Here is a 23,132-nt window from a genome sequence, read left to right on the forward strand (position 1 = left end):
GTATCGGTTTACTTGGCGTGTTCGAACGAGCCGCTGATGATCAGATCGACGTCGTCGCCGATGAGCGGCACGTAGGTCTTCACACCAAAGTCGCTGCGCTTGATCTTGCCCTTCGCTTCGAAGCCGGCCGTGTAGCTCTTGCTCAGCGGGTTCGTGCCAGCGTTGACGTAGGTCACGGCGAGCGTCACCGGCTTCGTCACGCCATGCAGCGTCAGGTCGCCGGTCACGTTGGCGGTGGTGGCGCCGGTCTTCGTCACCTTCGTGGATTTGAAGCTCGTGTCCGGGAACTTGGTGGCGTCCAGCCACTGGTCACCCTTCAACTCGTCCAGCAGCTTGGGGCTCGGGACCGAGACGCTCGCGGTCTTGATCGTCACGTCCAGCTTGCTGGCGTCGGGCTTCGCCGGGTCGAGATCGAGGGTGCCGGCCGCGTCGGTGAACGAGCCATAATAGGTGGTGAAACCCATGTGGTTGACGCCGAACAGAACCTGCGTGTGGTTCGGATCGACATTGTATTTGCCGGCCTCGACCTTGGCGGGCTCAACTTTGGTCTGCGCCAAAGCCGGGACGCTGAGCAGAGCCACAAGGCTCAGGGCGGATACGGTACGAAACATCACAGGACTTCTCCAATGCACAACCGAGGGGCGAGCCCTCGTGAAGACGCCTCTCGATAGCGCAATCGGACCATCGTCAAAATCACCAAAATTTCGCGATCCATGATCGGAATTTTAGATAGTTCAGCCGCGCAGCTTGCGGTCGCGCTTGGCCAGCGTGCGAAGCCGCAGCGCATTCAACTTGATGAAGCCAGCCGCGTCGCGATGGTCATAGGCCACTGCGCCCTCCTCGAAGGTCACGAGATCCTGATCGTAGAGCGAGTTGGGCGACGAGCGGCCAACCAGAATGGTGTTGCCCTTGTAGAGCTTGATGCGGACCTGGCCCGACACGTGGGTCTGGCTCTTGTCGATCAAGGCCTGCAGCATCTCGCGCTCGGGCGAGAACCAGAAGCCGTTGTAGATGAGCTCGGCATATTTCGGCATCAACTCGTCTTTGAGATGGGCCGCGCCACGATCGAGCGTGATCGATTCGATGCCGCGATGCGCGACCGCCAGAATGGTGCCGCCTGGCGTCTCGTACATGCCGCGCGATTTCATCCCCACAAATCGATTCTCGACGAGATCGAGCCGGCCGATGCCGTTCAGGCGCGCGAGGTCGTTGAGCTTGGCCAGCAATGTCGCGGGCGACAGCGCCTCGCCATCGATCGCAACGGGGTCACCCTTCTCGAAGTCGATCGTGATGTAGGTCGGCTTATCGGGGGCATCCTCTGGCGATATCGTGCGGCTGTAGACGTAATCCGGCACTTCCTCGGCGGGATCCTCCAGCACCTTCCCCTCGGACGAGGCATGCAGGAGGTTGGCATCGACTGAGAACGGGGCATCGCCGCGCTTATCCTTGGCGATCGGAATCTGGTTCTTCTCCGCAAACTCGAGCAACGCGCTGCGCGAGGTCAGATCCCATTCGCGCCAGGGGGCGATGACCTTGATGTCCGGCTCGAGCGCGTAATAGGCGAGCTCGTAACGCACTTGATCGTTACCCTTCCCGGTCGATCCGTGCGAAACGGCATCGGCGCCGAGCTTGCGGGCAATTTCGATCTGCTTCTTGGCGATCAGCGGCCGGGCGATGGACGTTCCGAGGAGGTAGAGTCCCTCGTATTGCGCGTTGGCCCGGAACATCGGGAAGACATAATCGCGCACGAATTCCTCGCGGAGATCCTCAATGAAGATGTGCTCCGGCTTGATGCCGAGCAGCAAGGCCTTGTCGCGTGCCGGGCCAAGCTCCTCACCCTGGCCGAGATCGGCCGTGAAGGTGATGACCTCGCAGCCATAGGTGGTCTGCAACCATTTCAGGATGATCGACGTGTCGAGACCGCCCGAATAGGCGAGCACGACGCGTTTAATGGCTTTGTCTTGGGTGGGCATGCGGATTCCATCCTGAACCTGACAGTGGCGCGGGTCTTTCGACCTTATAGGCGGTGAAAAACCCGATGCAACCGCGCCCCTTACGCAACGCCTAACGGGTCCGGACTGTCATAGCGAAAGGATAGCCGGGTTCACCCTTTATGGCCAAACGCCGCACTTCTTCGCCAGCTCGCTGGAACAGATCCCTGCCGCCCGCAGCCTCGTCGAGGATCGATTTCAGCTCTCCCTTGAGCGCGAGGGTATCGGGCGGCGGGCGATGACGCCCATCCGGCTTTCGCGTAAATTGCGTCGCCTGATCATCGGCAACCTGCCGGAGCTCCGATATCAATGCCGGGCTCGACTGGAAGCACTCTCGCGTGAGGATCAGGTAAGCAATGAGTTCGGCTTTCGAGCCGAGACGATGAGCGATGTCCATCGCATCATCTTTCGCGACCTTCTCACCCAGAAAGAGCGAAAAGGCGCTGATGACAAGGTCAGGAGACAGCGACAAGTCGTTTGACTCCCTTGTCGTAAGCGGTCCGAAGGTCGGCTTCGATCATCTGCGCCATGATCTCGACCGTATATTTCTCCTCGAAGGACGCCCGAGCTCCCCTGCTCAGTCGGCTGAGGCGTTTGCCGTCCCGAGCAAGGTCGATCACCTTATCGCAATAGGCAGCATCGTCGCCGGGGGCCACCAGCACACCATTTTGACCGTCCACGACCACCTCTTTTAGCCCGCCCACCGCAAAGCAGATCGGGACCGAGCCGGCCGCCATCGCCTCGATAGCCACCAGGCCAAAGGATTCGTAGCAGCTCGGCATCAGCACGATGTCGGTCGATGCGTAAAGGTCGACCAGAGCACTTGAGCTCCGCCCTTCATGCACTCAATCGGTTTGATCTGGTCTGCGTGCTCGAGCATCGCGCGATGGCATCGAACTTGGCCACACTCGGGATTAGTTTCGACCCAAGTCACTACGTCAATGACTTGCAATCGACCCCCCTGTTTGGAGACTCAGATCGCGCCTCACTGGCGATTAATCCAGTCGATGCGGCAGCTTTCGTGCGGCGAAATGCGGCTGACTACGCCTTATACCATCGATACGCGAAGACTACCCGATTCAACATCGTCTAAATGATGACCAATCATCAGACCGGCGTTAGAGACGGTGAATCATGGCCTTTGATGCCTGCAGGTTCATCGCGCTCCCCACTCTACTCAGCCGCCGCGGCGACCGGCTGACCGGGGCTGAACAGCCCGTCCCCCACGACCTTCATTTCCATCTGACGGTTGTGGAACGCCGCCAAGGTCGAGCGATGGCCGACCGAGATCAGACCGACGTTCGGAAGATGGTCGACGATGGTCTTGTAGATCTCAGACTCTCCGGCCTCGTCCAAGGCCGAGGTGGCTTCGTCGAGGAGAAGAAAGTCGGGCTTCTCCAACAGCACACGGGCGACGCCCAACCTTTGTTGTTCGCCGCCGGAGAGGCGCTGCGACCAGTTGCCGGCGTCGTCGAGTTCGGTCGCGAGCTTACCGAGGCCGACGGCCTGCAACGCCTCGCGTACGGCCACATCCGGATAAGCCTGCAGCGTTTTCGGATAGACGAGCGCCTGTCGCAGGGTGCCGAGCGGCAGATAGGTCCGCTGCGGGAGCACGAAGACCGAAGCTCCCCGTGGAAGCTCGATGCGTCCCTGGCCGAACGGCCAGATACCGGACAGTGCGCGCAGCAGCGTTGTCTTACCCGAGCCGGAGCGGCCCGTCAGCAACACGCGATCGCCACGACCAAGCGTGAGGCTGGCGGCGCCTGTCAGCGGAGACTGGGTCGGCAGCATAACGACGAGATTGTCGGCCGAAAGAACGCCGGCGCTCCCGGCTTGGCGCGCGATATGCGGGGGCTGTGTGGCCGCTTCAGTTGCGAGTTGCATGGCTTCTTCGAAACCGACAAGACGCTGCACGACGGCTCGATAATCGGCCAAAGTGGCATAGGAATCCACGAACCACGTCAATCCATCCTGGACGCTGCTGAACGTCGACACCGCCTGCATCAGAATCCCATAGGTCGCCTTGCCGAAGAAAAAGGCCGGGCCGAGCAGCAGATAGGGGAAGATCACCGAGAATTGGCCGAAGAAACTGGTGAACCAGTTCAGCTTCTTCTGGCGTTGGATGACACCATAGACATTGGCCAGGATCGACCCGTAGCGCTCGCCCAGTTCGGCGCGCTCGGCCGGTTCGCCGCCCAAAAGCGCGATTTGCTCGCTATTCTCGCGAATGCGCGCCATCCCGAAGCGGAAGTTCGCCTCATAACGCTCCTGATCATATTTCAAGCGGATCAGCGGCCGCCCGATCAGATGCGTCAGCAGCGTTCCGGCGGCGGCATAGAGGACGGCGAGCCAGATCAGATAGCCGGGGATGTTGAACGAGAGGCCGAAGCTGGTCATCGGGAACTGCTCGGACAATGTCCATAACACGGTCAGGAAGATCCCGAGCCGCACGGTATTGCCGAAAAAGCCGATCCCGAGAACCATCGTCTGACCGACGAAGGAATGCACGTCCTCGGCGATACGCTGGTCGGGGTTGTCGGCCGGGCCGGTCACGAGGCGCAAGCGATAATGCTGCGCGGGCGCCAGCCAGCGGTCGACGAAGAAATCCGTCATCGACTTGCGCCAGCGGATCTGCAGCACCTGATTGATGTAGCTCTTATAGACCGCAATGACGATGTAGATAATGGCCAGGATCGTGAAGATCTTGAAGCTGTCGAGAAAGGCGCCCCAGTTCTTCTCCTGAATGGAATTGCCGAAGCCGACGTACCAGGAGTTGAATTGCTTCGCCATGTAGGAGAAGCCGATCTCCAGCACCACCACTGCCGCGAGGAGCGATAACCCGATCACATTCTCGGGCATCTTGACCGGACCGATGACCCATAGCCTGATCTCTCCGGGCGAGCGCCGAAGAAAATAGGGATAGGCGAGCCGCCAGATATCTTTGAGGGCGGCGAAGAAGTTCGACATCGGCATCTCCCGCGAACGTCCCTCACGAGGGACGCTCGGGTTCGTGGATCTGGAATAAACGCTTTGCCTTTGCAAGAAAGCAAAATTGCGGGGGCGTGACACGTGAAGTTTCCGACACGTCGCCGCACCGCGGCGGCCGGCAACTGCAACCCGGCGCGCATCGTCGTTCGTCGACGGGTTGCATTTGGACCATTTATGGCCAGAACGGTGGCGAAGGCACCATGCGCCGGTCACACCGTCGAGGGTTGAACATGTCCGACGAAGACGTTGTCGAGATCGGACCCGCGGCACCGCGGAGCTTCGAGGGACTGCGCGATGCCTTGCTGTCGCGCAAGAAAGGCCTGCCGAAGCGGCTGGCGCAGGTCGCGGCCTTCACGCTCGCCAATCCGGATGAGGTTGCGTTCGGCACGGCCGCCAGCATTGCCGAACAGGCGCAGGTGCAGCCATCCACCCTGATCCGCTTCGCTCAGGCGCTCGGCTACCAGGGTTTTTCAGACCTGCAGACGATTTTCCGCGATCGCTTGCGCGAGCGCGTACCGAGCTACGAGGAGCGTCTGCAGGCGCTCCGGACCGGGCCGGAAACGGCGCGCGCTGCCGCCCTGTTCGAGGGATTCGCGGAGGCGGCGGAACGGTCGATCCGCGCCGTGCGGACGCAAATCGACCCCGCCACCATCGAGCGCGCGGTCGATCGGTTGAGCAAGGCGGAAACCATCTATCTGATCGGGCAACGGCGGTCGTTTCCGGTCACGTCCTACATGAGCTATGCGCTCGGCAAGCTTGGCATTCGCAACGTCCTGATCGGGTCGGCGGTGGGCACCGATGCCGAAACCGCCTCCTTCGCGACCCCGCGTGACGCGGCTTTGGCCGTCAGCTTCACGCCCTATGCCTCATCGGCCGTGATGCTGGCCCGGCAGATCGCGACGCGCGGTGCCGCCATGGTGGTGATCACAGACAGTCCCTTCAGCCCGATCGTTCCCGAGGATGGCATCTGGTTCGAGATCGTCGAGGCCGACTGTCAGGGTTTCCGCCCGATGTCGGCCACCATGGTGCTGGCCATGACCTTGGCGGTGGCGGTCGCGGAGGCTCGGCTTTAAACCGGCCCGACGGGCTGTTGCTCGGCGGCACCGATCACGCCGAGCAGGCCGCCGGTCGCCGGAAACAGCGGGATCAGATAGGCCTGCAGCGTGTGATAGATGTCCGGCTTCCCGGTAAACAGCGTCGATTTGGGCTTGAGGTCCGCATCGAGTTGCGGTCGCCAACCGGCATGCGCCGGATCGATCAGGTTGGCGGCGCTCCAATCCCAAATCGCGCGATACCATGTCTCATAGAAGGGATCGTCGGCATTGGCCCCGATAAACGAGGCGGCTGCGATTCCCTCGCAAGCCGGCCACCAGATCTTGTCGGTCACGAGGGGGTTACGATCGAAATCGAGCGTGTAGAAGAAACCGCCGCGCGTGCGGTCCCATCCCTGGTTGATCGCATTGTGGAACAAAGCCGATGCGGCCTCGGGCATCCACTCGTGCCGACGCCCTCCGGCGATCCATAATTGAAGGATGAGGCGGCTCCATTCCAGCCAGTGGCCGGGCGTCGTTCCGGCCGGGCGGAACATCTCGGATCCCGCATAATCCCGATTGACCTCCCAGTTCTCCGAGAAATGTTCGGGCAAAGTCCAGGCATGTCTGGCTGTGATGCGCCGAATCAGAAGATCGGCGATCGACTCGGCCATAACGAGATATTGCCCGTCACCCGTCGCCTCGTGGGCCGCCATGAGGGCTTCGGTCAGGTGCATGTTGGAGTTCTGGCCACGGTAGGTGTCGATCGGCGTCCAGTCGGCTGAGAATTCCTCCGCCGATGCCCCGTGCTGCGGCTCCCAGAACTTGTCCCGCAGCACCTGTGTGATGTCGGCCAGGAGGCGGTCTGCATCGGGGTGCCCCACCGTCTTGGCGCTGGCGGCCGCCAGCAGCACGAAGGCGTGTCCATAGGCCTGTTTGGTGGCATCGACCGGACCTTTGTCGTCGACGCTCCAAAAATAGCCCCCCTCGACTGCATCGCGATGGGCTGACCAAAGATAGGCCATGCCGTGGTCGACGATGGCTGCGGCCCCGGGGTGGCCGAGCAGATGGGCGACCGAATAACAGTAGATCATTCGCGTGGTGACATGGATCGCGCGGGTGTTCGAACCGGACGCATCACGGATTGGCCCTCCGTGCTCATCGAGTTCGAAGAAGCCGCCATGCGGATTGATGGTGTCGTGCGCGAACGCGTCGAGCAGCCCATGCGCCTGGCCGAGCAACCACTGGCGATGGTAAGAGCTCGAAGCCCACGGTCGCAACACGCGTCCCTCCTGGTTCAACATCTTCGCCGTCTCCCTACCCTTCGAGTGCGCCAGGACCATAACCCTGGGGAGATCTATGCAACGAGGAGGTCCTTGGTGGAACCCATTTTGATCGTCGGCGGCGCCGGCGGTATCGGCAGCGCCATCGCGCGGCGCTTGACCCAGCGCGGCGAGACCGTCGTGCTGATCGGCCGCGACGCCGCCAAGCTCGAGGCGGTCGGGCAAGAGCTCGGCGTCACGACCCGGCAGCTCGATGTCACCGATGCCGGGGCTGTGCAATCCACCATCACGGACATCATCTCGGCGGGCCCGATCAAGGGGCTCGTCTACGCGGTCGGGACCATCACGGTAAAGCCGCTGCAGTCTCTCACGACGGCGGAATTTGACATCGATTTCCGGGCCAACGCGCTCGGTGCCGCCCTGACGATCCAGGCTGCTGCGCCCGCCCTCAAGGCTGCGCATGGAGATGCCTCGATCGTGCTGTTTTCCTCCGTCGCGGCCACGCAGGGCTTTTCGGGCCATGCCTCGATCGGCATGGCCAAAGCGGCGGTGGAGGGGCTGGCCCGTTCGCTAGCGACAGAACTCGCCCCCAAGGTGCGGGTCAATTGCATCGCCCCATCGCTGACCCGAACGCCCCTCGCGGCGCCGCTGACGCGGAACGAGGCGCTTGCCAAGGCGGTCGCCGATCTGCATGCGCTGCGACGGCTCGGCGAGCCCGATGACATTGCCGCCCTGGCGGCGTTTCTTCTGTCCGAAGACGCCGGCTGGATCACCGGCCAGGTGATCGGGGTCGATGGAGGTCGCTCGACTTTACGGACGAAAGGCTAAATCGCCTCAAATCGCGTAGTCGGCACCCCTGCGTGGCGCATCGGCGGCCGCCACCTTCATCAGCGCGGTTTCGGCCGCTGTGATGGACCGCTCTTTGTGACGCAACATGGTGAAGTGCCGACGCGGCAGCGCAAATCGCACTTCAGCCAGCGTTCCGGCCCGCAACGCCAAGGCGGCCACAAGCCGCGACAGCACGCTCGCCTCGGGGCCGGTCTCGATAGCGGTTCGCACGGCTTCGTTGGACGGAAGTTCCAGCCGCACCGTCAGTCGGTCCGGATCGACGCCGAAGCCGCGCAAAGCCTCCTCGAAGCGGGAGCGCGTGCCCGACCCCGGCTCCCGCAAGACCCAGCCGGTGTCGATCAGGTCCTGCGGGGCGATGCTGCGTCGGCTCGCCCAGGGATGGCGCGGCCCGACCACCATGATCAGTTCATCGTCGGCCACGGCGCGACTTGCGAACGCCGGATCGTCGACCTCACCCTCGACGAAGCCGAGATCCACAGTTCCGTCGCGAACCATCGTGGCCACACGGGCGGTGTTGTCGATCGTGAGATGCAGGTCGACGCCCGGATGAGCCTTGCGGAACAGCTGCATCTTCTCAGGTAGCCAATAGTTGCCGATGGTCTGGCTTGCGGCCAGTGCCAACGAGCCGCGCTTGAGGCCGGCGAGGTCCGATAACACCAACTCGGCCGCCTTCGCCCGAGCCAGGACGGCACGCGCCTCGATTAGAAAGAGGCGGCCCGCGTCCGTCAGCGCGATGCGGCGCCCGACGCGGTCGAACAGCTTGGTGGCGTAGCGTTCTTCCAGCGCCGCGACGGCCGCACTGACAGCGGATTGCGTCAGGTTCAGCTCACCCGCCGCCTGCGTGACATGCTCGCGGCTCGCGACCGCGATGAAGATCCGAAGCTGTTCGAGAGTCATACTGGTCCGGCGGTCGTCGGGGCACGCAACCTCGCAGGTCAGGCGATACCGAGCAACCGGATCAAACCGAGACTGATGCCGCCGAGCGCCAGGAGCGAGACCACGACCGCTGCCGTGACCCGCAATCCCGCCCGAGCCACAACCCGCACGTCGACCCCAAGCCCGAGCGCCGCCATGGACACGATCGTGAGCTTGTTGGCGAGGGTCGACATCGGCGCCAAGGCCGCGCCGGGGACCAAGCCGGAACTCCGTGCCGCCACAAGGGCCAGAAAGCCGATGATGAACCAGGGGACGAGCTTTGCGATCGACAAACGGGGCGGCGCGACCCCAACCGCGCCGGCATGGCGCGACAGATGGCCCGCGCCGAGCGAGAGCACCAGCATGACCGGGCCGAGCATCAGCACGCGGACCAGTTTGACGAGCGTTCCGATTTGTACGCTGAGAGCGCCGATCGGGGCAGTGGCGGCGATCACCTGCGGCACGGCATAGACCGTGAGCCCGGCGAGAACGCCATATTGAAGCTTGCTCATTCCCAGCACGGGAACCAGCAACGGCAGGCCGATCACCACCAAAACGCCGAGGACCGCCGTGAAGCCGATCGAAGCCGCGATATCGTCGCTTTCGGCACCGATGACGGGCGCGGTGGCGGCGATGGCCGAGTTGCCGCAGATGGAATTGCCGCACGCCACCAGGATGGCCATCCGGCACGGGAGGCCGAGGACACGGCCGATCATGTAGCTGATGCCAATCGCCATCACGACCACGCCGGCGATCCCGAACAACAGACCCGGACCGGCCGCAACGATGGTGCCGATGCTGAGCGAAGCGCCGAGCAGCATGACCGCGATTTCGAGCAGGGTCTTGGCGCTGAAGGCGATGCCGGGAAGCCACCGCTCCGGTGGCGTCCACAACGTCCGCACCACCGTGCCGATCACAATGGCGAGGACGAGCGATTCCAGCCACGCCCTCCCGAATAGCCGTTCCTCTCCGCTTTGCGCCACGAAGGCCAGCAGCGTCACGAGGCCGCAAAGCGCAAGCCCCGGAAGGAGGCGGCCCACATTGTGAGAGGCGGAAAGGATGGATGGATGAACGGACATGGGCGCAACCTCGATGCCGCATTTTGCATTCCCCAATCGTTCGATCCAACGCGTAGTTATTTTTATTTCGATCGGCAAAAGCGAACGGTTGCGCGGCGACCCGGTCATCCAAATATCAGTCGGCGTTGCTCCCCTTGCGAAGTTCGGATATGGCCAAGACAAAGACGATGATGTTGGGGTGGATGATGGCCAATTCGGATGATGTCCCGATGGACAGCCGGTATATGGATTATGCCGAGCACGAGCGGACCTACGTCGGCTTTCTCTGGGCCGTGAAATGGGGCACGATCGTGGTCGCGGTCATCCTCCTGCTTCTCGCCTTCTTCCTCGTCTGATCGATCCGACGCGACCGCTGTGGCGGCGCGTAATCCCCTGCCCGAATGGCCGATCACAGGCCAAAGGCGTCGCTTGTGCCCTTGCTCTCGACGGCATCGGCTCATCGGAGGAACCCTATGCGAATCGCCGTGCCGGCCGAATCCGACCCGACCGAGCCGCGCGTCGGCGCGACACCCGACACGATCCGCAAATTCATCGCCCTCGGCGCGAGCGTGGCGGTGCAGAGCGGCGCCGGCACGAAAGCGGGCATTCGCGACCGCGACTTCGAGGCGGCCGGCGCGACGCTGGAACCCGATGCGGCCGGAACCTTGCTGGATGCCGATATCGTGCTGAAGGTTCGGCGCCCCGACGGGGCCGACCTCGCCAACATCAAGCGCAACGCCATCGTGGTCGGCATCATGGATCCCTACGGGCAGGATGAAGCTCTGCGGATCATGGCTGAGGCCGGCGTGACCGGCTTTTCCATGGAGCTGATGCCCCGTATCACGCGCGCCCAGGTCATGGACGTGCTCTCGAGCCAGGCCAATCTCGCCGGCTATCGCTCGGTCATCGATGCGGCCGAGCAATATGGCCGCGCCCTGCCGATGATGATGACCGCCGCCGGCACGGTTCCGGCCGCCCGCATCTTTATCATGGGGGTCGGGGTCGCGGGACTGCAGGCGATCGCAACGGCGCGGCGCCTTGGCGCGATCGTGACCGCGACGGACGTCCGCCCCGCCACCAAGGAGCAGGTGGAGTCGCTCGGCGCGAAATTCGTGGCCGTCGAGGACGACGAGTTCAAACAGGCCGAGACCTCCGGTGGCTACGCCAAGGAGATGTCTGAAGGCTACAAGCAGAAGCAGGCGGCCTTGGTGGCGGCCCATATCGCCAAGCAGGACATCGTCATCACGACGGCTCTGATTCCCGGTCGACCGGCGCCGCGCCTCGTCACGTCCGCCATGGTGCAATCCATGCGCCCGGGATCGGTGATCCTCGATCTCGCGGTCGAGCGTGGTGGCAATTGCGAATTGTCCCGGCCTGGCGAGGTCGTCGACCACGACGGCGTGAAGATCGTCGGCTACCTGAACGTGCCCGGACGGCTCGCCGCCACGGCCTCCAGCCTCTACGCGCGCAACCTCTACGCTTTCGTCGAAACGCTGATCGACAAGACCAGCAAGACGGTCGCGGTGAACTGGGACGACGATCTCGTAAAGGCTACCTGCCTGACGCGGGACGGCGCCATCGTCCATCCGAACTTCCAGCCCAAGGCGGCCTAAGGCAGGCTGCTCCTCGGAGCAGCTTGAACGCAAGACGATGTGGCACGGATGTGCCGGGGATGCCGGTTATTCTGCCGGACAAGATCAAGCCGAGAGGGCAGCATGGCCGTCGAGACCGCCCAGCAACTCTACGACAAGGCGCAGGCTGCTGCCGCGGCGGCCCAGCAATCGGCCGATGCGGCTCATAGCTATGCGGCACAGATGGCCGATCTAGCCGGCGCCGGAGCACATGCGGCCTCTGGCGGCGCGATCGACCCGTTCGTGTTCCGCCTCGCGATCTTCGCCATGGCGGTCTTCGTCGGCTATTACGTGGTCTGGTCGGTGACGCCGGCGCTCCATACGCCCCTGATGTCGGTCACCAATGCGGTGTCGTCCGTCATCGTGGTGGGCGCGTTGCTATTGATCGGCGTCGACACCGGCGAGGGTCATGCGGCCGGCGCCTGGGCGGCGCGCATTTTCGGGTTCTTCGCGCTCATTCTCGCCTCGGTCAACATCTTCGGCGGCTTCCTCGTCACCGAGCGGATGCTATCGATGTACAAGAAGAAGGGCTGACCCGATGACCGACAGCATCGCAGCCGTTCTCTACCTCGTCTCCGGCATCCTCTTCATCCTGGCGTTGCGCGGCCTGTCGTCGCCCGCCACGTCGCGTCGCGGCAACCTCTACGGCATGGTCGGCATGGGCCTCGCGGTCTTGACGACATTGCTGCTTCGACCACCGGCAGACGCGGTGAGCTGGCTGATGGTGATCGCCGGCATCGCGATCGGCGGTGGCATCGGCGCCTGGCGGGCCCGCACCGTGCAGATGACCGCGATGCCTCAGCTCATCGCCTTCTTCCATGCGCTGGTGGGCTTTGCGGCCGTGATCGTGGCGGCCGGCGCGCTGTATGCGCCGCAAGCGTTCGGCATCGGTACGCCGGGCGCGATCCATGGGGCGAGCCTCGTCGAAATGTCGATCGGCGCCGCCATTGGTGCCATCACGTTCACGGGATCGATCATCGCGTTCTTGAAGCTCGATGGCCGCATGTCTGGCAAGCCGATCATGCTGCCCCAGCGTCACGCCATCAACATCGCGCTCGCGGTGCTTCTGGTTTTGCTGATCGCGACCTTCGTGACAACGGTCAGCAGCCTCGCGTTCTGGGCGATCGTGATCGTGGCCTTGGCGCTCGGCGGCCTCATCATCGTGCCGATCGGCGGCGCCGACATGCCGGTCGTCGTGTCGATGCTCAACTCTTATTCTGGCTGGGCCGCCGCCGGCATCGGCTTCACGCTCGGCAACCTCGCCCTCATCATCACCGGCGCGCTGGTTGGCTCGTCCGGCGCCATCCTCAGCTACATCATGTGCAAGGCGATGAACCGCTCCTTCATCTCCGTCATTCTTGGCGGGTTTGGTGGCGATTCGGCTGTTGCCAGCGGAACCGTGGAGACGCGGCCGGTCAAGCAGGGGTCGGCGGAAGACGCCGCCTATATCATGAAGAATGCCGCGACCGTCATCATCGTGCCGGGCTACGGCATGGCGGTGGCGCAGGCGCAGCACGCCTTGCGCGAGATGGCCGATACGCTGAAGCGCGAAGGCGTGGACGTGAAATATGCGATCCATCCGGTGGCGGGGCGCATGCCGGGCCATATGAACGTGCTGCTGGCCGAGGCGAGCGTTCCCTACGACGAGGTGTTCGAGCTCGAGGACATCAACTCGGAATTCGCCCAGGCTGACGTCGCCTTCGTGATCGGGGCGAATGACGTCACCAATCCTGCGGCCAAGACCGACAAGACATCCCCGATTTACGGGATGCCCATTCTCGATGTCGAGAGAGCCAAGACGGTTCTGTTCATTAAGCGCGGCATGGCAGCGGGCTATGCCGGCGTCGAGAACGAGCTGTTTTTCCGTGACAATACGATGATGCTGTTCGCCGATGCCAAGAAAATGGTGGAGAATATCGTCAAAGCTCTCGCGGCGTGATGCGATGAATTCTGGACTCCGACGACGCAGGCCATTCACAATAGCTAGAAAAGATCATCGGCTGAGCGATTTTGCGCTGGGACCGAGATGGCAATATAGTATGATGAGTGGCGATCGAGTGATATCGCCGACCGATAGACGACGGGGCGCCGAACGGGGCGTCGACAAGGGAGAGAAACGTGACGATTAAAACAACGCTTGTGGCCTTAGCGATCGGCGCGATGGCGCTGTCCAGCACGATGCTGACCCCCGCTTTCGCCGCCAAGGGCGACAAGATCGGTGTCGCAATGCCGACGAAGTCATCCGCCCGTTGGATCGACGACGGCAACAACATGGTGGCGCAGCTGAAGGCCAAGGGCTACGAGCCCGACCTGCAATATGCCGACGACGATATCCCGAACCAGCTCGCCCAGATCGAGAACATGGTCACCAAGGGCGCCAAGGTGCTGGTGATCGCATCCATCGATGGCACGACCCTCTCGGACGTGTTGGCCAAGGCGCATGACGCCGGCGTCAAGGTCATCGCTTACGATCGCCTGATCAAGGGTTCGCCGAACGTCGACTATTATGCCACCTTCGATAACTTCAAGGTCGGTGTGCTCCAGGGCACCAGCATCGTCGACAAGCTTGGCCTCAAGGACGGCAAGGGTCCGTTCAACATCGAATTGTTCGGCGGCTCGCCCGACGACAACAACGCCTACTTCTTCTACGATGGCGCAATGTCGGTGCTGCAGCCCTACATCGACAGCAAGAAGCTCGTGATCCAGAGCGGCCAGACCGGCATGAAGCAGGTGTCGACCCTGCGTTGGGACCCGGCCGTCGCGCAGTCGCGCATGGATAACCTGCTCAGCGCTTATTATACCGGCAAGCATGTCGATGCCGTTCTGTCGCCCTACGACGGTCTGTCGATCGGCATCCTGTCGTCGCTGAAGGGCGTCGGCTACGGCAGCGGTGGCAATGCCTTCCCGGTCGTGACCGGCCAGGATTGCGAAGTGCAGTCGGTCAAGTCGATCATCGCAGGCGAGCAGACGTCCAGCATCTACAAGGACACGCGCGAACTCGCCAAGGTCGTGGTCAACATGGTCGACGCGCTCGAGACCGGCAGCAAGCCGGAAATCAACGATTCGAAGACCTACGACAACGGCAAGAAGGTCGTTCCCTCCTTCCTGCTCAACCCGGTTCTGGTCGATAAGGCCAACTGGCAGAAGGTTCTCGTCGACGGCGGTTATTACAAGGCATCCCAGCTTCAGTAAGCTCTGACCACCCACGACGGTTTCGATCGGCATCCGTGCGGGCGCAGGCCCGCACGGTTTCATTGGTTTTAGGGCTAAAAAGGTCGTTGCATGAGTGCGATCCTTGAGATGCGCGGGATCACCAAGACGTTTCCAGGCGTCAAGGCGCTCGATAACGTCAACCTGGCGGTGCAGGCAGGCGAGATCCACGCGCTCGTCGGTGAGAACGGAGCCGGCAAATCCACCTTGATGAAGGTGCTCAGCGGCGTTTATCCGTTCGGCTCCTACGACGGCGACATCTTCTACGAGGGTCAACTCAGCAAGTTTCGTGATATTTCCGAAAGCGAGCACCTCGGCATCATCATCATCCACCAGGAGCTCGCTCTGGTGCCGCTCCTCTCGATCGCCGAAAACATCTTCCTCGGCAACGAGACGGCTCGGTTCGGCGTCATCGACTGGGATCTCGCTTTCGAGCGAACCCGCGCCTTGCTGAAGACTGTCGGGCTGGATGAAAATCCAGAGACGCTCATCACCAATCTCGGCGTCGGGAAACAGCAGCTTGTCGAAATCGCCAAGGCTCTGTCCAAGAAGGTCAAGCTGCTGATCCTGGATGAGCCAACAGCAAGCTTGAACGAGAAAGATAGCGACGCGCTTTTGGCGCTGCTTCTGGAGTTCAAAGCGCAGGGCATCTCGTCGATCCTGATCTCGCACAAGCTGAACGAGATTTCGAAAGTCGCGGACCAGATTACGATCCTGCGCGACGGCACGACGGTCGAAACGCTGAATTGTCATCAGCAGGACATCAACGAAGATCGCATCATTCAGGGGATGGTGGGCCGCGACATGGCGCATCGCTATCCCCCGCGAACGCCGAAAATCGGCGAGCGGCTGCTTGAGGTCGCCAATTGGAGCGCTCATCACCAAAACCATGCCGATCGGCTGGTGGTGAAAAACGTCAACCTCTACATCAAGCGCGGAGAGATCGTCGGCATCGCGGGCCTTATGGGCGCTGGCCGGACAGAATTGGCCATGAGCATCTTCGGCAAATCCTACGGTCAGGGTATCAGCGGCTCGGTGAAGCTCGACGGTAAAGAGATCGACGTCAGCACCATCGACAAGGCGATCGCGGCCGGCATCGCCTATGTGACCGAGGATCGGAAGCAGCTTGGCCTCGTGCTGGACGAGAACATCACCAAGAACACCACGCTGGCGAACCTGCCTGGCGTGTCGTCGCTGACCGTCATCGATCAGGATCGTGAATATGCGATCGCGTCCGATTATCGGACCAAGCTGAACATCCGCTCGTTCGGCGTCGAACAGCAGACCGTCAATCTCAGCGGCGGCAATCAGCAGAAGGTGGTGCTCAGCAAATGGCTGTTCACCAAACCCGAGGTTCTGATCCTCGATGAGCCGACGCGGGGTATCGACGTCGGTGCCAAATATGAGATCTATGCGATCATCAACCAATTGGCCGATGATGGTCGAGGGGTGCTGATGATCTCGTCCGAAATGCCCGAATTGCTGGGCATGTGCGATCGCATATACGTCATGAATGAAGGCCGTTTCGTCGGTGAGTTCACGGCGGCCGAGGCGTCACAAGAAAACATCATGCGTGCCATCATGCGCTCGAAGGAACTCCATTGATGAGCAGGATTACGGCAGACGAAGGCCTGCAACCGGTTGCACCCGTTCCCACCGCGAAGACCGATCCGGGCACTCCGGGCTGGCGCGGCGTGCTGAAGCGCGGCAATTTCCGGGATTATGGTTTGTTGATCGCGCTTGCGGTCATCATGATCTTTTTCGAGATCAAGACGAACGGCGTGCTGTTCCAGCCGCTGAACCTCACCAACCTCATCCTGCAAAACAGCTACGTCGTCGTGATGGCGCTCGGCATGCTGCTGGTGATCGTGGCTGGCCACATCGACCTGTCGATCGGCTCGATCGTGGGCTTCGTTGGCGCGCTCGCTGCGGTGCTGATGGTTCAGGGCCTGCATATCGGGCTCGATTTCATCGGCATCCCGATCGGCATCGACATTCCGCAGATGAACTACATCCCGGCCACGCTCATCTGCCTCGTCGTGGGCGGTCTGGTTGGCGCGGCGCAGGGATATTGGGTCGCCTATTTCAAGATCCCGAGCTTCATCGTCACTCTCGCGGGCATGCTCGTGTTCCGTGGATTGACGCTCGCGGTGCTGAACGGCGCCTCGGTCGGGCCGTTCCCGGACTTTTTCCAGCTGCTATCGAAGGGCTTCATCCCGAATTTCGCGGGCCCCTACACGTCCTTGCTGATCGGCGCGGTGCTATTCTTGATCCTGCTTGGCGTCAGCCTGCGACGCCGGATGAACCGGCAAAGTCACGGCGTCGTGGTCGAGTCGATGGGCGCTTTCGCGCTTCGCAATGGCGTCATCGGCGTGGCGTTGCTCGGTTTCGCCTATCAGATGAGCGCTTATCGTGGCTTGCCGAACGTGCTGATCATCATGTTCGTGCTGATCATGCTGTATCGCTTCGTCACCAACCAGACCACGATCGGCCGGCGCATCTACGCGCTCGGCGGCAATGCCAAAGCCGCCAAACTGTCTGGTATCAAGACGGAGCGGTTGACCTTCCTGACCTTCGTCAACATGGGCGTGTTGGCCGGGCTCGCCGGCATGATCTTCGCGGCACGCCTCAACACCGCGACCCCCAAGGGCGGTCTCGGCTTCGAACTCGACGTGATCGCAGCCTGTTTCATCGGTGGCGCATCGGCCGCTGGCGGCGTCGGCAAGGTCACCGGCGTCGTCATCGGGGCCTTCATCATCGGCGTGATGAACAACGGCATGTCGATCCTCGGCATCGGTATCGACTATCAGCAGGTCATCAAGGGCTTGGTGTTGCTCGGCGCCGTCTGCCTCGACGTCTACAACAAGAACAAAGGCTGAGCGGCACCGAACCGCTGGCGGAGACCTCCGACCTCCTAGTTGCGGTCGATTCGTGCGGCGTAGCAGCCGAAGGTCGCGTAATGGGCCTGAATGTAAGCGACGGACGGCAGCGCCATGAGCCGTTCGATCGCGATTTCGGCCTCGCCTCCGTCGGTCAACATGGCATCGACCAGCATATTGTCTTGGCCGAAGCCCCGAAGCGAGAGCATCCGAGCTCTGAGAGCCGGTGGAATCGCGTCAACAGCCTCGTATCGATGGCTTTCGCCTTCAAGCACGAAGATTGCGTGGCTCGCGCGATAAGGGGTGTCGGCTGGTTGGTGAACAAAGTTCAGCAGCAAAACATCTTCACCGGGTCGGGCATCGCGAAGCTCGATCCTGTCCGGCATTCCGGACGTTTCGGTCGCGCGAAAACGGATGACGCCCTGCCGCGCGAGATCGACCTCGCCAAGGCCGAAAAGAGGCTTGAAGAGGTCAGGCGACAAACCGGTTACTCTGAATGACATGGTTATGCTCCGCAGATCGAGACCAACCAGTCGCATGACGGCTCCGGCCGAAAACTCCGTTTCTTGCGGTCAATAGGGCTCACGAGCTGCCGATGCGACGCAGCAGATTGTGTTTTGTGGAAGAGTGCGCGATCGTTGATGACTGCTTCAGCGGGACACGACGATGTCGCTGGCCGAGTTTTTCACAGCCGCTTGGGCTGATCGTTGGCCAGGACTGGTGCCGAACGCGCCATCGCGAGGTTTAACAAACTGGTCCTCGCCGCCGGCGGATGCGAGCTACGACCTATACATCGTCGAATTCGACGACCAAGGCCGCCCCTTCGAGCCGCAGGCGATCGACCGCATCATCGATCGCATCGATCTCACGACACGCGATAGTGATCCGCTGATCATCGTCTTCGTTCACGGCTGGAAGCATAGCGCCGCCGACAGCGATGAAAACATGGAAAGCTTCAAGAGGCTTCTTCATGCGAGCGCTCACATCGAGCAGCTCCGCGCCGTCCCGGGAGCAAGGCCACGGCGCATCGTGGGCGTTTACGTCGGTTGGCGAGGACTGACATTTCACTGGCTTCAGATTGCACAGAATTTCACGTTCTTCGGCCGCAGCGAGGGCGCGCTTCGGGTCGCGCTCGGATCGGTCCGCGAACTTTTTGGCCGCCTCAGCCATATCCGCAACCGATCGATCGCGACCCATTCAGGGGCACGCCTCGTTCTGGCCGGGCATAGTTTCGGCGGCTTGATCGTCTACTCCGCGGTCGCTGAATATCTGATCGGAAGCCTCGCTGCGGCGGATTCTGCAACCGAACTCGTCAAGCCGTTCGGCGATCTCGTGTTGCTAATCAACCCGGCTTTCGAGGCTGCGCGTTACCTGCCGGTCCACGCCATGCTGCAGGGGCGGACCTTCGCGCCGGGTCAGCAGCCTGTCTTCATGAGCATCACGGCCAGCAACGATCTTGCAACCGGCATGGCTTTTCCGGCTGGGCGCCTCTTCTGGCCCTACAAAGGGGCGTCCACCAATGCGCTGGAGCGCCAAGCTCGCGTCAACACGATGGGCCACGTGCCCTGGATGCGAACGCATGTCGTTTCCATGGGGACCGTGCAGCATCCGAAAGCCGGGAATGGACAGGGTCGTTTCGCCGATCTCCCAACGCTTGACGACGACGACCGTAGCCGCTTGCTCAGCGCCGAGGATGCCGCATTTCGCGCCTTCCGGGATCGATATACCGGACCGGATGGACGACTCGTCGCCGGGTGGACCCGCACCTATAGCGCCGGAGCGGTTCTCCGGCAGACCGGGCCATCCGATATCGGCCCCCCTGACCCGGAGTCGGGGGGCTCAGCCCCCGATAATCCATTTTGGGTGATCGAGGCTTCCCCCGAGATCGTCGATGGACACAACGGCATCTTCAAGATGGTGTTTCTGGATTTCCTCAGGCAGGCGTTCGACGATACCATCCGCGCGCAAACGCCCGGCGAGACGCGTTAAGCAATCTCGCAACACGCTCGTTGGCTGGCCGCGAGTCGGGCCGACGCAGGCGCCGTCACGATGTGGGAGCGACGGGCGCCGAATGCTGGCCGTCGGCGTCGGCGACAACTGGCTTCGACCCATATTTGACGTCCGGATCGATGCCGCGACGTCGGTCGATCCACTCCGAGAAATACTGGAACGTCACGTAGAGCATCGGGATCACGAAGATGCCGATGAGGCTGGCCGCGATCATGCCGGCAAAGATCGGGGTGCCGACGTCACGCCGGCTGACCGATGCTGCGCCATGGGCGATGACGAGCGGGACGAGCCCGAGCACGAAGGCGATCGAGGTCATGATGACGGCGCGGAACCGCATGCTCGCGCCGGCGATCGCTGAATCGATGATCGAATGTCCGGCCTCGCGCTGCTCCTTGGCAAATTCGACGATCAGAATGCCGTTCTTGGCCGCCAGCGCGATCAACACCACAAGACCGACCTGCGCGTAGAGATCGAGCACCAGACCACCCACGATGATGCCGATGAAGGCCCCGAACACACCGACCGCGACGGAGAGCAGCACCGGGATCGGGATGATCCAGCTTTCATAAAGGCTGACCAGAAACAGGTAAGCGAACAGGATCGCCAGCCCGAGCACGACGCTGGTTTGTCCGTTGGCTTGATATTCCTGATAGGCCGTGCCGGTCCATTCGTAGCTATAGCCGTTCGGCAGAGTCTTGTTCGACGTCTCCGCCATGGCCGCGAGGGCTGCGCCGGATGAAACGCCCGCCGCTGGACTGCCCTGGATCGGGATCGCGCGATAGTTGTTATAGCGCGTGATCACCTGCGGCCCTTGCACGACGCGCAGCGAGGCGAGCGATCGCAATGGCACGTCCGCGCCTTGCTTGTTCTTGACGTAGAGCTGCCAGATCGACTCGATGTCTCTCCGATCCTTGGCTTCACCCTCGATATTGACCTGCCAGGTCCGGCCGTAGAGGTTGAAGTTGTTGATGTAGGTGCCGCCTAGCGAGGATTGCAGCACGTTGAAGATATCGCCGATATTGACCCCGAGCGCGCTGGCTTTTTCGCGGTCAATGTCAAGGTAGAGGGATGGGTTGGAGGCCGTGAACGTCGTGAAGACGCGGGCGAGTTGCTTGTCGCCGTTGGCGGCCGCCACCAGCCCCTGCGCGACATTGCCCATCACGGCCGGATCCTGACCTTCGAGCGCTTCGAGATCATATTCAAAGCCGCCGCCGGTCGACAGACCGATGATCGGCGGCAGGTTGAACGCGATTACGTTGCCGGTGCGGATCTGCTGCGCGGACCCGAACACACGACCAATCATCGCCTGAACCGAATCCGCCGCCGCGGTCCGGTCCTCGAAGGGTTTGAGCCGCACCACCATGAAGCCGGCGTTCGGCTCACTCACGCTGTCGAGGAACGAGAATCCGATGACCGAGAAGGTGTCGGCGACCTGCGGCATCTTCAGCAGCATGTCTTCCATCGTCTTCACGGTTTCGCTCGTGCGCGACACAGACGCGCCATCCGGAAGCTGAATCACGACGAAGAAGGCGCCTTGATCTTCCTCGGGTAGAAACCCGGTCGGCGTTCGCGCGGCCGCGAAGTAGATGCCGACCGCGAACCCGCCGATGATCAGCAGGCTGATCACGCTGAATCGCACCAGCCGCTTCACCACAGATGTGTAGCCATGCCGCGTCTTATCGATCCCGCCCAGCACCTTCCCCATGATGCCACCCTTGTGGCTGCCGGGGCGAAGGAAGACGCCGCAGAGCGCGGGCGAAAGCGTCAAAGCATTGATGGCCGAGATCAACATCGCGATCGAGATCGTGACGGCGCATTGGCGAAAGAGGATGCCGGTCAAGCCCGGAATAAAGGCGATGGGTACGAACACCGACAGCAACACCAGCGTGATCGCGATGATCGGCGCCGTGATCTCCCCCATGGCCTTCTTGGTCGCCTGTTTGGGCGTGAGGCTCGGGTCCTCTTCCATGACCCGTTCGACATTCTCGACCACGACGATCGCGTCGTCGACCACGATGCCGATGGCCAGCACCATCGCCAGCAGCGACACCGTATTGGCCGAATAGCCAATGACCAGAAGCACCGCGAACGTCCCGATCAGGCTCACCGGCACCGCGACCGCCGGAATGATCGTGGCGCGGAAGTTGCCCAAGAACAGGAACACCACGATCACGACCAGAACGAAGGCTTCAGCAATCGTCTTCAGCACCTCGTGGATCGTGTCGGTCACGAAGGTGGTCGAGTCATAGACGGTCTTGTATTTCAGACCCTCGGGGAATCGCGGCGACAGTTTGGCCAGCGTCGCGTTGACGGCGGCGGCGGTCTGTACCGCATTGGCACCCGGCGACAGATAGATGCCGAGCGCCACGGCGGGCTTTCCGTCGAGCCGGCTGAAATTGTCCGAATTCTGGGCGCCCATTTCGACGCGCGCCACATCGCTGACGCGGAGCAGCGATCCATCCGGGTTGGCTCGAACCACGATCGCGCCAAACTCCTCCGGCGTGGTCAAACGGCCCTTGGTCTGAAGATTGAACTGAAACTGTTGATCGTTGTCGATCGGTTGTGCGCCGATGCGTCCAACCGGAGCCTGGACGTTTTGCGACTCGATGGCGTTGATGATTTCAGAGGGCGCCATGCCGAGATTGTTCAAACGCTGGACGTCGAACCAGATCCGCATGGAATATTTGAGCTTGCCGAACAGCGAAGCCTGACCAACACCGGGCGTCCGCGACAACTCATCGAGCACGTTGATCGTGGCGTAATTCGTGATGAAGAGCGGGTCCTGCTGACCGTTGTCGCTGTAGAACATCATGAATTGCAGGACTGCGGACGAGCGCTTCTGCACCGTCAGACCCTGCAGCTGCACCTCGCTCGGCAACTGGGACAAGGCGGTCTGGACGCGGTTGTTGACGTTGACCGTGTCGATGTTCGGATCCGACCCAAGCGCGAAGGAAACCGTCAGATTGTAGCTGCCATCGTTGCCGCTCGACGACTTCATGTAGAGCATCTGGTCGACGCCGACGATCTGCGCTTCCAGCGGCTGCGCCACCGCGCTTTCGACGACCGAGGCCGACGCACCAGGATAGTTGGCGGTCACCTGAACCTGGGGCGGCACGATATCGGGAAATTGCGAGACCGGGATGCGGGTCAGCGCCAAGCCGCCCGCGATCGTGATGATGATCGCGATCACGATGGCGAGTCGGGGGCGATCGACGAAGACGGAAGAGATCATGGCGTGAAGGTCCGGCGGGGCAGCGGGCGTGCGAAGCCGCCCTGATCGCGATGGA

The 23,132-nt window shown here is 62.1% G+C and carries 22 protein-coding genes; 12 read left to right on the forward strand and 10 right to left on the reverse strand.

The genetic code is table 11. The features are described from left to right. Window positions 1-8: 8 nt before the first annotated feature. The 5 genes from LGH83_RS10065 to LGH83_RS10085 form a co-directional block, all read right to left on the reverse strand. Window positions 9-611 (reverse strand): YceI family protein, encoded by a 603-nt coding sequence (locus LGH83_RS10065; protein ID WP_227401798.1) that lies wholly within the window; start codon window positions 609-611, stop codon window positions 9-11. Window positions 612-734: 123 nt separating this feature from the next. After that, a complete protein-coding gene (locus LGH83_RS10070) occupies window positions 735-1,973 on the reverse strand; it encodes an argininosuccinate synthase (RefSeq protein ID WP_227398571.1) in 1,239 nt (412 codons plus the stop codon). 91 nt (window positions 1,974-2,064) lie between these two features. Beyond that, entirely contained in the window at window positions 2,065-2,463 is a 399-nt protein-coding gene (locus LGH83_RS10075) for a hypothetical protein (RefSeq protein ID WP_227398572.1), read from the reverse strand. Next, window positions 2,447-2,773: a glycosyltransferase gene (locus LGH83_RS10080; protein WP_264479181.1), complete on the reverse strand. Its 327-nt coding sequence runs from the start codon at window positions 2,771-2,773 to the stop codon at window positions 2,447-2,449. Before LGH83_RS10080 ends, LGH83_RS10075 begins: the two co-directional genes overlap by 17 nt. Window positions 2,774-3,164: 391 nt before the next feature. Then, complete coding sequence (locus LGH83_RS10085; protein WP_227398574.1) at window positions 3,165-4,958, reverse strand: ABC transporter ATP-binding protein/permease; 1,794 nt, start codon at window positions 4,956-4,958, stop codon at window positions 3,165-3,167. A gap of 251 nt (window positions 4,959-5,209) precedes the next feature. Between LGH83_RS10085 and LGH83_RS10090 the strand changes: the two genes are divergently transcribed. Further along, the gene (locus LGH83_RS10090; protein ID WP_227398575.1) at window positions 5,210-6,052 is read left to right on the forward strand and encodes a MurR/RpiR family transcriptional regulator; all 843 of its coding nucleotides are present in this window, start codon (window positions 5,210-5,212) and stop codon (window positions 6,050-6,052) included. On the opposite strand, the gene LGH83_RS10095 is transcribed toward LGH83_RS10090, so the two are convergent. Continuing rightward, a complete protein-coding gene (locus LGH83_RS10095; RefSeq protein WP_227398576.1) occupies window positions 6,049-7,314 on the reverse strand; it encodes an AGE family epimerase/isomerase in 1,266 nt (421 codons plus the stop codon). The genes LGH83_RS10090 and LGH83_RS10095 overlap by 4 nt on opposite strands. Window positions 7,315-7,389: 75 nt before the next feature. Here LGH83_RS10095 and LGH83_RS10100 point away from each other — a divergent pair, with 75 nt between their 5' ends. Then, on the forward strand, window positions 7,390-8,121 hold the full coding sequence (locus tag LGH83_RS10100; protein ID WP_227398577.1) for an SDR family NAD(P)-dependent oxidoreductase: 732 nt from the start codon (window positions 7,390-7,392) through the stop codon (window positions 8,119-8,121). A gap of 6 nt (window positions 8,122-8,127) precedes the next feature. On the opposite strand, the gene LGH83_RS10105 is transcribed toward LGH83_RS10100, so the two are convergent. Next, window positions 8,128-9,039 carry a LysR family transcriptional regulator gene (locus tag LGH83_RS10105; protein WP_227398578.1) on the reverse strand — a complete coding sequence of 304 codons (912 nt, stop codon included), beginning with the start codon at window positions 9,037-9,039 and terminating at the stop codon, window positions 8,128-8,130. 38 nt (window positions 9,040-9,077) lie between these two features. Further along, window positions 9,078-10,136: a YeiH family protein gene (locus LGH83_RS10110; RefSeq protein ID WP_227398579.1), complete on the reverse strand. Its 1,059-nt coding sequence runs from the start codon at window positions 10,134-10,136 to the stop codon at window positions 9,078-9,080. On the opposite strand from LGH83_RS10110, the gene LGH83_RS10115 reads away from it, so the two are divergent. The 8 genes from LGH83_RS10115 to mmsB all read left to right on the forward strand — a co-directional run bounded on the left by LGH83_RS10115 (window position 10,135) and on the right by mmsB (window position 17,835). Further along, the gene (locus tag LGH83_RS10115; RefSeq protein WP_227398580.1) at window positions 10,135-10,338 is read left to right on the forward strand and encodes a hypothetical protein; all 204 of its coding nucleotides are present in this window, start codon (window positions 10,135-10,137) and stop codon (window positions 10,336-10,338) included. The two genes, LGH83_RS10110 and LGH83_RS10115, sit on opposite strands and share 2 nt — an antisense overlap. 7 nt (window positions 10,339-10,345) lie before the next feature. Beyond that, window positions 10,346-10,471 (forward strand): aa3-type cytochrome c oxidase subunit IV, encoded by a 126-nt coding sequence (locus tag LGH83_RS10120; protein WP_227398581.1) that lies wholly within the window; start codon window positions 10,346-10,348, stop codon window positions 10,469-10,471. 117 nt (window positions 10,472-10,588) lie between these two features. After that, window positions 10,589-11,728, forward strand: a complete 1,140-nt coding sequence (locus LGH83_RS10125; protein WP_227398582.1) for a Re/Si-specific NAD(P)(+) transhydrogenase subunit alpha — start codon at window positions 10,589-10,591, stop codon at window positions 11,726-11,728. A gap of 102 nt (window positions 11,729-11,830) precedes the next feature. Further along, window positions 11,831-12,280, forward strand: a complete 450-nt coding sequence (locus LGH83_RS10130; RefSeq protein ID WP_227398583.1) for an NAD(P) transhydrogenase subunit alpha — start codon at window positions 11,831-11,833, stop codon at window positions 12,278-12,280. Window positions 12,281-12,284: 4 nt separating this feature from the next. Beyond that, entirely contained in the window at window positions 12,285-13,685 is a 1,401-nt protein-coding gene (locus LGH83_RS10135) for an NAD(P)(+) transhydrogenase (Re/Si-specific) subunit beta (protein ID WP_227398584.1), read from the forward strand. A 221-nt stretch (window positions 13,686-13,906) separates the two neighbouring features. Continuing rightward, window positions 13,907-14,938 (forward strand): multiple monosaccharide ABC transporter substrate-binding protein, encoded by a 1,032-nt coding sequence (gene chvE, locus LGH83_RS10140; RefSeq protein ID WP_227401799.1) that lies wholly within the window; start codon window positions 13,907-13,909, stop codon window positions 14,936-14,938. 90 nt (window positions 14,939-15,028) lie between these two features. Further along, on the forward strand, window positions 15,029-16,561 hold the full coding sequence (mmsA, locus tag LGH83_RS10145) for a multiple monosaccharide ABC transporter ATP-binding protein (protein WP_227398585.1): 1,533 nt from the start codon (window positions 15,029-15,031) through the stop codon (window positions 16,559-16,561). After that, complete coding sequence (mmsB, locus tag LGH83_RS10150; RefSeq protein WP_227398586.1) at window positions 16,561-17,835, forward strand: multiple monosaccharide ABC transporter permease; 1,275 nt, start codon at window positions 16,561-16,563, stop codon at window positions 17,833-17,835. The genes mmsA and mmsB overlap by 1 nt, the downstream gene beginning before the upstream one ends. A 35-nt stretch (window positions 17,836-17,870) precedes the next feature. On the opposite strand, the gene LGH83_RS10155 is transcribed toward mmsB, so the two are convergent. Next, window positions 17,871-18,173, reverse strand: a complete 303-nt coding sequence (locus LGH83_RS10155) for a DUF1203 domain-containing protein (RefSeq protein WP_264479182.1) — start codon at window positions 18,171-18,173, stop codon at window positions 17,871-17,873. Between LGH83_RS10155 and LGH83_RS10160 the strand changes: the two genes are divergently transcribed. Both LGH83_RS10160 and LGH83_RS10165 read left to right on the forward strand, forming a co-directional pair. Beyond that, window positions 18,090-18,335, forward strand: coding sequence for a hypothetical protein (locus LGH83_RS10160; RefSeq protein WP_227401949.1), 246 nt, complete (start codon window positions 18,090-18,092; stop codon window positions 18,333-18,335). The two genes, LGH83_RS10155 and LGH83_RS10160, sit on opposite strands and share 84 nt — an antisense overlap. A gap of 166 nt (window positions 18,336-18,501) precedes the next feature. After that, a complete protein-coding gene (locus tag LGH83_RS10165; RefSeq protein WP_227398587.1) occupies window positions 18,502-19,824 on the forward strand; it encodes a hypothetical protein in 1,323 nt (440 codons plus the stop codon). 55 nt (window positions 19,825-19,879) lie between these two features. Here the strand turns inward: LGH83_RS10165 and LGH83_RS10170 are convergent, their stop codons facing one another. Continuing rightward, the gene (locus tag LGH83_RS10170) at window positions 19,880-23,077 is read right to left on the reverse strand and encodes an efflux RND transporter permease subunit (protein WP_227398588.1); all 3,198 of its coding nucleotides are present in this window, start codon (window positions 23,075-23,077) and stop codon (window positions 19,880-19,882) included. Window positions 23,078-23,132 lie beyond the last annotated feature (55 nt).

The sequence above is a fragment of the Lichenihabitans sp. PAMC28606 genome, assembly GCF_020616535.1.
Lineage (GTDB): Bacteria > Pseudomonadota > Alphaproteobacteria > Rhizobiales > Beijerinckiaceae > Lichenihabitans > Lichenihabitans psoromatis.

Excerpts from the sequence above, each read along its gene's own strand:
- LGH83_RS10130 (WP_227398583.1), top strand. The coding sequence starts at position 11,831 with ATGGCCGTCGAGACCGCCCAGCAACTCTACGACAAGGCGCAGGCTGCT.
- LGH83_RS10095 (WP_227398576.1), bottom strand. The coding sequence starts at position 7,314 with ATGTTGAACCAGGAGGGACGCGTGTTGCGACCGTGGGCTTCGAGCTCT.
- chvE (WP_227401799.1), top strand. The coding sequence starts at position 13,907 with ATGGCGCTGTCCAGCACGATGCTGACCCCCGCTTTCGCCGCCAAGGGC.
- LGH83_RS10125 (WP_227398582.1), top strand. The coding sequence starts at position 10,589 with ATGCGAATCGCCGTGCCGGCCGAATCCGACCCGACCGAGCCGCGCGTC.
- LGH83_RS10110 (WP_227398579.1), bottom strand. The coding sequence starts at position 10,136 with ATGTCCGTTCATCCATCCATCCTTTCCGCCTCTCACAATGTGGGCCGC.
- LGH83_RS10135 (WP_227398584.1), top strand. The coding sequence starts at position 12,285 with ATGACCGACAGCATCGCAGCCGTTCTCTACCTCGTCTCCGGCATCCTC.
- LGH83_RS10090 (WP_227398575.1), top strand. The coding sequence starts at position 5,210 with ATGTCCGACGAAGACGTTGTCGAGATCGGACCCGCGGCACCGCGGAGC.
- LGH83_RS10070 (WP_227398571.1), bottom strand. The coding sequence starts at position 1,973 with ATGCCCACCCAAGACAAAGCCATTAAACGCGTCGTGCTCGCCTATTCG.
- LGH83_RS10085 (WP_227398574.1), bottom strand. The coding sequence starts at position 4,958 with ATGTCGAACTTCTTCGCCGCCCTCAAAGATATCTGGCGGCTCGCCTAT.
- LGH83_RS10120 (WP_227398581.1), top strand. The coding sequence starts at position 10,346 with ATGGACAGCCGGTATATGGATTATGCCGAGCACGAGCGGACCTACGTC.
- mmsA (WP_227398585.1), top strand. The coding sequence starts at position 15,029 with ATGAGTGCGATCCTTGAGATGCGCGGGATCACCAAGACGTTTCCAGGC.
- LGH83_RS10170 (WP_227398588.1), bottom strand. The coding sequence starts at position 23,077 with ATGATCTCTTCCGTCTTCGTCGATCGCCCCCGACTCGCCATCGTGATC.
- LGH83_RS10115 (WP_227398580.1), top strand. The coding sequence starts at position 10,135 with ATGGGCGCAACCTCGATGCCGCATTTTGCATTCCCCAATCGTTCGATC.
- LGH83_RS10165 (WP_227398587.1), top strand. The coding sequence starts at position 18,502 with ATGTCGCTGGCCGAGTTTTTCACAGCCGCTTGGGCTGATCGTTGGCCA.
- mmsB (WP_227398586.1), top strand. The coding sequence starts at position 16,561 with ATGAGCAGGATTACGGCAGACGAAGGCCTGCAACCGGTTGCACCCGTT.
- LGH83_RS10065 (WP_227401798.1), bottom strand. The coding sequence starts at position 611 with ATGTTTCGTACCGTATCCGCCCTGAGCCTTGTGGCTCTGCTCAGCGTC.
- LGH83_RS10105 (WP_227398578.1), bottom strand. The coding sequence starts at position 9,039 with ATGACTCTCGAACAGCTTCGGATCTTCATCGCGGTCGCGAGCCGCGAG.
- LGH83_RS10160 (WP_227401949.1), top strand. The coding sequence starts at position 18,090 with ATGGCTTTCGCCTTCAAGCACGAAGATTGCGTGGCTCGCGCGATAAGG.
- LGH83_RS10080 (WP_264479181.1), bottom strand. The coding sequence starts at position 2,773 with ATGCCGAGCTGCTACGAATCCTTTGGCCTGGTGGCTATCGAGGCGATG.